Origin of the sequence: Mesorhizobium sp. M1A.F.Ca.IN.022.07.1.1 (genome assembly GCF_003997575.1) — a bacterium.
GTDB lineage: Bacteria > Pseudomonadota > Alphaproteobacteria > Rhizobiales > Rhizobiaceae > Mesorhizobium.
This window is the reverse complement of the sequence record NZ_RZST01000261.1, coordinates 1-8,784: the sequence shown is the minus strand read 5'-3', so window position 1 is coordinate 8,784 and position 8,784 is coordinate 1. Positions and strand designations below refer to the sequence as shown.

At 62.9% G+C, this 8,784-nt stretch carries 11 protein-coding genes; 7 read left to right on the top strand and 4 right to left on the bottom strand.

Annotation, left to right across the window (positions count from 1 at the left end; translation table 11 throughout):
• Nucleotides 1-265: 265 nt before the first annotated feature.
• Nucleotides 266-736: a hypothetical protein gene (locus tag EOA75_RS23875; protein WP_127325326.1), complete on the top strand. Its 471-nt coding sequence runs from the start codon at nucleotides 266-268 to the stop codon at nucleotides 734-736.
• On the opposite strand, the gene EOA75_RS23870 is transcribed toward EOA75_RS23875, so the two are convergent.
• A complete protein-coding gene (locus tag EOA75_RS23870; RefSeq protein WP_127325325.1) occupies nucleotides 728-2,602 on the bottom strand; it encodes a murein L,D-transpeptidase in 1,875 nt (624 codons plus the stop codon). The two genes, EOA75_RS23875 and EOA75_RS23870, sit on opposite strands and share 9 nt — an antisense overlap.
• Before the next feature lie 344 nt (nucleotides 2,603-2,946).
• On the opposite strand from EOA75_RS23870, the gene EOA75_RS23865 reads away from it, so the two are divergent.
• A complete protein-coding gene (locus EOA75_RS23865) occupies nucleotides 2,947-3,348 on the top strand; it encodes a rhodanese-like domain-containing protein (protein WP_066989852.1) in 402 nt (133 codons plus the stop codon).
• A gap of 53 nt (nucleotides 3,349-3,401) precedes the next feature.
• On the opposite strand, the gene EOA75_RS23860 is transcribed toward EOA75_RS23865, so the two are convergent.
• Nucleotides 3,402-4,310 carry an alpha/beta hydrolase gene (locus EOA75_RS23860; RefSeq protein WP_127325324.1) on the bottom strand — a complete coding sequence of 303 codons (909 nt, stop codon included), beginning with the start codon at nucleotides 4,308-4,310 and terminating at the stop codon, nucleotides 3,402-3,404.
• A gap of 47 nt (nucleotides 4,311-4,357) precedes the next feature.
• Here EOA75_RS23860 and EOA75_RS23855 point away from each other — a divergent pair, with 47 nt between their 5' ends.
• Nucleotides 4,358-4,810, top strand: a complete 453-nt coding sequence (locus EOA75_RS23855; protein ID WP_067320018.1) for a MarR family transcriptional regulator — start codon at nucleotides 4,358-4,360, stop codon at nucleotides 4,808-4,810.
• An 18-nt stretch (nucleotides 4,811-4,828) separates the two neighbouring features.
• Here the strand turns inward: EOA75_RS23855 and EOA75_RS23850 are convergent, their stop codons facing one another.
• The gene (locus EOA75_RS23850) at nucleotides 4,829-5,440 is read right to left on the bottom strand and encodes a pyridoxamine 5'-phosphate oxidase family protein (protein WP_067320176.1); all 612 of its coding nucleotides are present in this window, start codon (nucleotides 5,438-5,440) and stop codon (nucleotides 4,829-4,831) included.
• Between the two features lie 82 nt (nucleotides 5,441-5,522).
• A complete protein-coding gene (locus EOA75_RS23845; protein WP_066989863.1) occupies nucleotides 5,523-5,876 on the bottom strand; it encodes a DUF971 domain-containing protein in 354 nt (117 codons plus the stop codon).
• Between the two features lie 193 nt (nucleotides 5,877-6,069).
• Between EOA75_RS23845 and moaA the strand changes: the two genes are divergently transcribed.
• The 4 genes from moaA to EOA75_RS23825 form a co-directional block, all read left to right on the top strand.
• On the top strand, nucleotides 6,070-7,065 hold the full coding sequence (gene moaA, locus EOA75_RS23840; protein WP_095825398.1) for a GTP 3',8-cyclase MoaA: 996 nt from the start codon (nucleotides 6,070-6,072) through the stop codon (nucleotides 7,063-7,065).
• 54 nt (nucleotides 7,066-7,119) lie between these two features.
• Nucleotides 7,120-7,614, top strand: coding sequence for a hypothetical protein (locus EOA75_RS23835; RefSeq protein WP_127325323.1), 495 nt, complete (start codon nucleotides 7,120-7,122; stop codon nucleotides 7,612-7,614).
• 112 nt (nucleotides 7,615-7,726) lie between these two features.
• Nucleotides 7,727-8,083 carry a hypothetical protein gene (locus EOA75_RS23830; protein WP_067320009.1) on the top strand — a complete coding sequence of 119 codons (357 nt, stop codon included), beginning with the start codon at nucleotides 7,727-7,729 and terminating at the stop codon, nucleotides 8,081-8,083.
• A gap of 121 nt (nucleotides 8,084-8,204) precedes the next feature.
• On the top strand, nucleotides 8,205-8,784 hold a 580-nt coding region (locus EOA75_RS23825; protein ID WP_164747524.1), incomplete at its 3' end, for a DMT family transporter.

Genomic DNA, 8,784 nt, shown 5'->3' with positions numbered 1-8,784 from the left:
CGGAAATCCTGACCAAGGTCGAGAAGCGGAGCGACTTCCAATATATCAAGGAGGTCGGCTGGAGCAGCGACGGCTATACCGTTACCTATTACACAACCGACAAGGCCAAGGTCGAAATCACCTACGATCCGGTCACCGGCGAACCGAAGTAACGCCTGATACGGCCGCCCGCAGCTGGGCCGGCGCCTCCCTATCCGAGACTTGCGTCGATGCACGTTTGATGGCTGACTGCGCGCCATGATTGCGGGCACGGGGGTGCATGGGAATGGTTGGCTACGTTCTAAAGCGCATCCTGATGGTGCTCGCCGGCTATCTGATCGCGGTGCTCGTCGGATTGGTCGCGTTGGTCGCGATCTATGCAGCGCTGAGCTCGCTGCCCAACGCCCCAAGCTATTTCGAGCTGATGCAGTTCACGCCCGTCGCCGTGCTGGTCGTGCCGCCGCTTGGCATGTTCGTCTATTTCCTGACGATCGTGGCGACCGGCATGCAGACTCTCATCTTTGCGCTTATCGCCGAGGTCTTCTCGTTGCGGAGCTTCTGGCTGCATATGCTGTTCGGCGGCGTGGTTGCGGCCGCCGGTTTCATGCTGCTCTCGCCGGACGCGCCGCACGATCCGGAACGCTGGGCCGACCTTGGCACCATCCTCGCGGCCGGGCTGGTGGCCGGTTTCGTTTATTGGCTCATTGCCGGACGTGACGCCGGTTTCAGGCGCCCGCTCATCGAGCGCTTAGGTTGACGGTGCGCGCACCGCTTCGGTCGCATCCAGCGCCTGCATCAACTTCGAATCGCGATCGTAGACGTCGTCGAAATATTCGACCTTGCCGGACATGTCCGGCCAAGCGGTGAAATAGGCGACATAGACCGGGATGACGCGCGTGACATTCTCGGTCGAATGACCGTGCTTCAGCTTCTCGGCGATGTCGTCGACCGACGTGCCGAGCACAGCGGCCGCCATGCCGCGCGGATCCTGCAGGCGGATGCAGCCATGGCTCAGCGCGCGCATGTCGCGCCCGAAGAACGACTTCTGCGGCGTGTCGTGCATGTAGATGGCGTGCTTGTTGGGGAAGAGGATCTTCAACTCGCCAAGCGCATTGGCCTCGCTCGGCTGCTGGCGCACGCTGAACGGGATTTTGGCACCGTAGGCGCCCCAGTCCACCGCCGCAGAGGGAACTCGCCTGCCGCTGGAATCCGTCACCTCATAGCCGGCGCGGTCCAGATAGCCCGGATCGCTGCGGAGCCTCGGCAGCATCTCGTTGACGATGATCGACTGCGGCACGCCCCAATAGGGGTGGAAGTCGACCTGCTTGATCTGGTTGTAGAAAAATGCGGTCTGGTTGGTGACCTTGCCGATGACCACGCGGGTCTTCAGCTTCTCCTCGCCATTGTCGATGTAGCTTGCGGTGAAGGCCGGCTGGTTGATGAAGACGCGCGGGCTGCCAAGATCGGAGGGGAGCCAGCGCAGCTCTTCAAGCGCCGCCATGACCTTCTCGACCTTGTCCGCCTTGGACGTTCCGGCGAGCGAGGCGACGGTGCGCGGGCCGATGACGCCGTCGCCCTTCATGCCGGCCCGCTTCTGCACCGCCTTGATCACCGGCACCAGGTCAGGATCGTAAAGCTCGCTCTTGCCGAGCCGGGCGAGGGTCTCGCCAAAGTCACCGCCCATCTCGTCATCGAGGTTGCGCGCGATCAAAGTCAAAAGCTTGGGCAGTTCCGGGCTGCTTTCACCGGGCTTCAGGAGCAGCTTCGGATCGACGACGATCTCGTTCTCCTCGCTTGCCTGGAGCGACTCCAGCTCGACGCGCAGCGCCTGATATTCAGGGTTCTGCGGGTGCCGCGATTCGAGATAGGTGCGCACCTCTTGCGTGTGCGCCAGCGTCTTCAGCACGCCTTCGAGATCGAGCGGCTTGCCCGGAAAATCGTAATAGCCGGTCATGCGGTTCGGATCGACTCGGCCGCTCTGGGCGTCATGGGCGTAGCGCAGCACGCGCGCCGATAGCGCCATCTCGAAGCGAACCAGTTCCTTGGTCCGCGCTTCGGGCAAGGCGGCATTCGTGGCCGCCGCAGGAACATCGACGGAATAATCGGCAGGCGTCAGGCCATAGCTCGCCGCTCCGCCAAGCACCCGCACGGCATCCTGCGCCCTGCTGTTGGGTGCATCCCCTGTCACCCAGATGAAATCCGGATTGGCCGAATAGTAGGCGATGAGCGCCTTGGCGATATCGGGCTCGGCAAAGAGTTCATAATCGCTCAGGCCCGCCAGCGCGTCGCGGAACGCGCTTCCGGTTACGGAGGGCACAAAGGCAGCATCTTGCGCGGTCGCGGGCGGCGGAGCGGGCAGCAGCGACTTGAAGTCGACGCGCACAAGCTTGTCGGCCCTGTAGGTATTGTAGGTCGGGGTGCTGATCCTGACGCTACCGCCTGTGCCAGGCTGCACCTTGCGCGGCTTCGGCGGCGGCGGAAATTCTCCTTGGGAATTGTGCCGGATGCCGCCGCCGAACAGCATGTCGAACAGCCCCTGCGCGCTCGCCGGCTGCTGGCCGAAGGCAAGCGCCGTCGCGATCGCGATCGGCATGACGGCCATTTTGTTCCCGAGGATTTTCATGCTTCACCCGCACCGGTTGAAACCGGTTTCCCGTTCCGCGCCGCTAGACGGTCCCGCCCTCCGCATGGCGGATGTAATGCGCGACTGTACCGATTCATACTGATTCCGTTAAGCTTCCATAAATTTTCGCGACCGTGTTGCAGAACAGTTTCACATCCGTGTGAGACACAATGCGGCAGGGCGGCTCCCGGTTTCAGACGCCTCGTTAACAATCAGGCGTTGGCGCTGTGCGGCCTTGGCGATCATGGCCGACCTTCCCTCCTGACAAACATCGGCCCGTGACAAACAGCAGTCTTTGTGATCGAAATTCCGGCGGGCGCGAGCCATGGCCTGGAGGATGCGCAGTGAAGAAGGGATATCGCGAACTTCTCGACGAAGCGAATGCCGAGATCGAGGTGGTTTCGCCTGAGGAAGCTGCCGGGCTGCTGGAGGATGACGGCACCATCTTCGTCGACCTACGTGACCCCCGCGAGGTCGAGCGCGACGGCAAGATTCCCGGCGCCAAGCATGTGACGCGCGGTATGCTCGAATTCTGGATCGACCCCGAAAGCCCTTACCACAAGCCGTTCTTCGCCTCCGGCAAGACCTTCGTCTTCTTCTGCGCCGGCGGCTGGCGGTCGGCGCTGGCGACCAAGACGGCGCAGGACATGGGTCTCGCCCCGGTCAAACACATCCTTGGCGGCTACACAGCCTGGAAGGCTGCCGGCCTGCCGGTCGAGCCAGGGCAGAAGAAGAAGGCCGACTGAGCCATTCGCAACTACGGACGGAAGACGCCAGCAGGCGTCTCCCGCAGTCATTTTCAATGCAGCGCCGGTTGCCGTTCCTCGGCGACGAAGCCCACGGCGCGCGCGACGACATCCTTGTCGGCAAGGATGCGGCGGTGGCCAAGCCCTTCGGCCCAATGCAAGCTCACATGATCGCCGGCTCCCGCATATCGTTTTGCGTGATCGGCATGGACTTCGCGGTCGTCCGGCGCATGGATGATCAGCGTCGGCACCGGAGCCTCAGCGAGCTGGCGGTCGCCCGTGAAATCGCTGAGCGGCCGTCCCGACAAATGCTTCACCCGATCCGCCATGGCGACCCGGGAGCGCGGCCCGACATTGAGCCGGTGGCTGAAATCGTCGAAGATCGCCGGCAGCGAGCTCGGCGCCGCGATTAGAACCAGTTTCTCGGCCGCAAGCGGCGGCATGCCTTTCACCGAAGCGGCAACCGCATTGGCGGCGACGGCGCCGCCGAAGGAATGGCCGACGGCAGCGGCAAACGGGCCGAACCATTCGCCTGCGACTCGCACGGCGTCGACCGCGGTCACCATATTGAGATGTCGCCCGAGCGAATGGCCGTGGCCCGGCAGGTCAAGCGAGACCACCTTGTAGCCGGCGTCGCGAAACCCATCGATCAGAGTTCGCATATATTCGGTGCGCGAGCGCCAGCCATGGATGACAAGCACGGTGCCGCGGGAGCCCCTGCCCGGCCCCGGCCGGAACTCATGCACCGCAACGCAATCCGCCTTCGTCTTCAGCCGGTGATGGCGCGCCTCGGCCATGAAACCCGCAGCGCGCTCGACTGCGCGGCGCTCGCCATCGCTCAAGGCCTTGACGTTTGCCGTGCGGCAGAACAATTCGAACGCGGCGCGGCCACTGAGACGCGGCGCGACATGCTCGGCCGCGCCGAAGACGCCTCGGATGACCTTCAATCCAAATGATGCCATAGTGTCGGTCCAACCATTCGTTCAGGCATGAACATAATAGTTCAAACATGAACATTAAGCAAGAGCTGCCCTGGGACAATCCGCGCTTCCGCAACTGGGTTGCGGTGGCGCGCGCCTGCCATGTGCTGGAGCGCACGCTGGCGGTGAAGCTGGCGCCGCTCGACCTCAAACCGGCGCAGCTCGACGTGCTGATGAACCTCTACCGTCATCCCGGGATGTCGCAGCACGACCTTGCTCGCAAGCTCTTGGTCGGCCGCTCCAACATCACGATGCTATTGCCGCAACTGGAAGCCCGCGGCCTGCTGCGTCGAGAGGGTGACGAAAAGGACAAACGCGTGCTGCGGTTGAACCTCACCGAAGCCGGCGAGGCCCTGCTGATGCGGGCGCTGAAAGTACATATGGCGCTCATCGAGAAGGCGATGAGCCAGTCGACGCCGGAGCAGTGCGACATGATCGGCGAGCAGATGCGCAAGATCGCCGATGTCCTGAAGGAGGCCTGACCGGCGCTCTCGATGCCGCTACCACATGGTCTTCTTTGCCCGCTCCGGCCATTCCTTGTCATATGCGGCGCCATTGATATTCCTGCGGCTGGTGAGCTCGAGGATCTGGCCGGGCGTCGGCAGCGACTTAGGGTCGGCATGCTTTGCCGGGTTCCACAGCTCCGAGCGCACGATGGCGCGTGCGCACTGGAAATAGACCGCGTCGACGGCGACAACGGTGATCGACCGTGCCGGCTTGCCATCGACCATGAAGGACGCGCAAAGCTCGGCATCGGCTGTGATATGGGCGCGGCCGTTGACGCGCAGCGTCGTGCCGGAGCCCGGCACAAGGAAGAGCAGCCCGACGCGCGGATCGCGAATAATGTTCTTCAGCGAATCGGCGCGGTTGTTGCCGCGCCTGTCGGGCATCATCAGCGTTTTTTCGTCCAGGAGGCGCACGAAGCCGGCGAGATCGCCGCGCGGCGAGCAGTCCAGCCCCTCCGGCCCGCAGGTCGCCAGCGCCACGAAAGGCGAGGCTTCAATGAAGGCTGCATATTCGGGGATCACATGGTCGAGCTCCTTGACGACCGAGGCCTCGCCAGGCAGGCCGTAGAGGGCTTCGAGCTGTTCGACCGATGTGATGAGCGACATCTTTTCGCCTCCTGACCTTTTGCCGGCGCTACCTATGTCCATGACGCTTTGACGACACCCAATCGAACGTCTTGGCGCCAGGCTAGCGGTCGCGGCTGAGGCCCTTCTCGGCCAGCTCGGCAAGGTAGGCGTTCCAGCGCTCGTCTTTTTCATGCCCGAGCGTGTGAAGATAGTTCCAGGTGAAGATCCCGGTGTCGTGGAAATCGTCGAAGGTGATGCGCACCGCGTAGTTGCCGACCGGCTCGATCTTAAGAATCGCGACATTGCGCTTGCCGGGCACAGTCACGCGCTGATCCGGCGAATGGCCCTGCACCTCGGCAGAAGGCGAGGCCACGCGCAAGAACTCCGCCGGCAGTTCGAACGGCTGATGCCCGGCAAAGGTCACGGTGAGCAGCTTGCGGTCCTTCGAGACCCTGAGTTCCTTCGGCGCCGTCATGTTTCTTCCTATATGCGTTGCGCCCTTCCCTACGCCGGTTCGCGCAGTGCGAAAAGGTAATAGAAGGCAGCCGACAGAGAATGTCGGTCGGGGAATGTTACCAAAGATCGAGAGCTTCTATCTTGAATGCGCGGTTGGATCGTATCACATAGCCGTATATAACGACGCTGCTCAGGCCACGGAAGCGCTTGCAATGGACATGATCGACCCCTTCGGTCGCACGATCAGCTATCTGCGCGTGTCGGTTACCGACCGCTGCGATTTCCGTTGCACCTATTGCATGGCCGAGGACATGACCTTTTTGCCCAAGAAGGATCTGCTCTCGCTCGAGGAGCTCGACCGGCTCTGCAGCGTCTTCATCGAAAAGGGCGTCAGGAAGCTGAGGCTGACCGGCGGCGAGCCGCTGGTGCGCAAGAACATCATGCACCTAGTTCGCCAGCTGTCGCGGCATCTTGAGAGCGGCGCGCTGGAAGAGCTGACGCTCACCACCAACGGCTCGCAGCTGTCGCGCTTTGCCGCCGAGCTCGCCGACTGCGGCGTGAAGCGCATCAATGTCTCGCTCGACACGCTCGATGCCGACAAATTCCGCCAGATCACCCGCTGGGGCAATCTCGGCAAGGTCATGGAAGGCATCGACGCCGCGCAAGCGGCAGGCCTGAAGGTCAAGCTCAATGCCGTGGCGCTGCGCGACTTCAACGACGCTGAAATACCGGAGATGCTGCGCTGGGCGCATGGTCGCGGCATGGATCTGACGGTCATCGAGACCATGCCGATGGGCGAGATCGACGCCGACCGCACGGACCAGTATCTGCCGCTGTCGCTGCTGCGCGCCTCGCTTGAGCGCCAGTTCACGCTGACCGACATTCCTTATAAGACCGGGGGCCCTGCCCGCTATGTCCAGGTCGCCGAGACCGGCGGTCGGCTCGGTTTCATCACCCCGATGACGCATAATTTCTGCGAAAGCTGCAACCGCGTCCGGCTGACTTGCACCGGCACGCTCTATATGTGCCTCGGCCAGGAGGACGCCGCCGACCTGAGAGCGCCGCTGCGCGCCTCCGAAGGCAATGAGCTGGTCGGCGAGGCCATAGACGAGGCGATCGGGCGCAAGCCGAAGGGCCATGATTTCGTCATCGACCGCCGCACCAGCCGACCCTCGGTATCGCGCCATATGAGCGTCACCGGCGGCTGATTTTTTCTCCGATTTGGTGCAGGATCACCCTCGGTCACGGACCTTGGGGGCATCATGAAGTGTGTTCATCTCGTCCAGGGCGCGCCTTTGGTGATCGCCTTCTCGTTGCTGACGATTGCGACGACAGCGGCAATCGCAAAGCCGTTCACCTACGTCAATGCGCGCTTCGGCACGTCCTGCACCTTTCCCGACGAGATTTTCAGCGACCGCTTGCCCGAGCCAGAAAACGGCGATGGGCAGCAATGGAGCGCGCCCGACGGCGCCAGCCTGACCTGCTGGGGCAATTATAACATCGACAGCGACACTCCGAAGGGCTTCGTCGCCGACGAAAAGGCAAACACCGGGCCGGGCTACAAGATCACTTACAGCAAGACCGGGAAGAATTGGGCGGTGGTTTCCGGCATCAAGGGCGACAAGGTCTTCTACGAACGGCGCCTGTTCGGAAAGGATGGTGTCATCCGCACCGTCTGGATCGAGTATCCTTCCTCGCTTAAGGCGAAATACGATCCGCTGACCGGGGCGATCGCCGCCAGCCTGCGCGGCCCTTGAGCTGCGCTCGGCGCACTGGAAATAAACCACCGCGCCGACTTCCACCCGATTTACCGCCGACTTGTTCCGGCCTAGCCTCATGAAGCGATTTTCGCATTCAGGGGGAATTCTCATGCGCAAATTCTTGGCTTCGCTTGCAATGCTCGGGATTGCCTTGGTGCCTGCGGCCGCTCAGTCGATCGGTGGCACCTACACTGTCGCCGGCACCAATTTCGACGGATCGAAATATGGCGGCGAGGCAACCATCACGCTGACCAGCGACACAACCTGCACGATCCATTGGGAAACCGGCGGCTCGTCCTCCGACGGCATCTGCATGCGCAATGACGATGCCTTTTCCGCCGGCTACGTCATGGGCAAGGAAATCGGCCTCGTCGTCTACAAAGTGGAGAAGGACGGCTCGTTGCACGGCCTGTGGACCATCGCCGGCCAGAACGGCAACGGCACCGAGACGCTGACGCCGAAATAATCGCTCCAGTAACGCAGCCGATCTTGAGGGCCGCAGGAACCTCCTGTGGCCCATTTCTTTGATGTTGCTGTCTCGCCGCTGGCTGTTAGACGCCTGCGAGAGAACATAACCGGAAGCGCCCTTGCCTCTTTCGCCAAATCTTCGCGGCGCACTGTTCATGGTCGTGGCCATGATCGGCTTCACCTTGAACGACGCGATCACCAAATTCTCCTCCGAATCGATGAACATGGCGCAGGTCATGCTGGTGCGTGGCGCCTTCGCCTCGCTCTTCGTCGGTCTGCTCGCCTGGCGGCGCAGCGCGCTTGCTGATCCACGCGCCATGCTGCAGCCGATGGTCGCGCTGCGTGTCGCTGGCGAAGCCGGCGCGACCGTGTCGTTCCTGATCGCCCTTGCCCATTTGCCGATCGCCAACGTCTCCGCCGTTCTGCAGGCGCTGCCGCTGGCGGTGACGATGGGCGCCGCACTGTTCTTCGGCGAGGGCGTCGGCTGGCGCCGCTGGCTCGCCATTGCCGTCGGCTTTGCCGGCGTACTGATCATCGTGCGGCCGGGCTTCGAGGGTTTCAGCGCCTATTCGTTGCTGGCGCTGGCGAGCGTCGCCTGCTGCGCGGTGCGCGATCTCGCCACCAAGCGCATCCCGCAAGCGATCCCGACCATGCTGGTATCGACCGCGACTGCGCTGGCCATGACGATCCTGGGTGCGC

What these genes read in the sequence shown, in the direction of transcription:
- EOA75_RS23845 (WP_066989863.1), bottom strand. Translation starts at nt 5,876, where the DNA reads ATGACGGCGCCGAAGGAACTCAGGGTCTCGAAGGACCGCAAGCTGCTC.
- EOA75_RS23870 (WP_127325325.1), bottom strand. Translation starts at nt 2,602, where the DNA reads ATGAAAATCCTCGGGAACAAAATGGCCGTCATGCCGATCGCGATCGCG.
- EOA75_RS23850 (WP_067320176.1), bottom strand. Translation starts at nt 5,440, where the DNA reads ATGTCGCTCATCACATCGGTCGAACAGCTCGAAGCCCTCTACGGCCTG.
- EOA75_RS23855 (WP_067320018.1), top strand. Translation starts at nt 4,358, where the DNA reads ATGAACATTAAGCAAGAGCTGCCCTGGGACAATCCGCGCTTCCGCAAC.
- EOA75_RS23875 (WP_127325326.1), top strand. Translation starts at nt 266, where the DNA reads ATGGTTGGCTACGTTCTAAAGCGCATCCTGATGGTGCTCGCCGGCTAT.
- EOA75_RS23830 (WP_067320009.1), top strand. Translation starts at nt 7,727, where the DNA reads ATGCGCAAATTCTTGGCTTCGCTTGCAATGCTCGGGATTGCCTTGGTG.
- moaA (WP_095825398.1), top strand. Translation starts at nt 6,070, where the DNA reads ATGGACATGATCGACCCCTTCGGTCGCACGATCAGCTATCTGCGCGTG.
- EOA75_RS23860 (WP_127325324.1), bottom strand. Translation starts at nt 4,310, where the DNA reads ATGGCATCATTTGGATTGAAGGTCATCCGAGGCGTCTTCGGCGCGGCC.
- EOA75_RS23835 (WP_127325323.1), top strand. Translation starts at nt 7,120, where the DNA reads ATGAAGTGTGTTCATCTCGTCCAGGGCGCGCCTTTGGTGATCGCCTTC.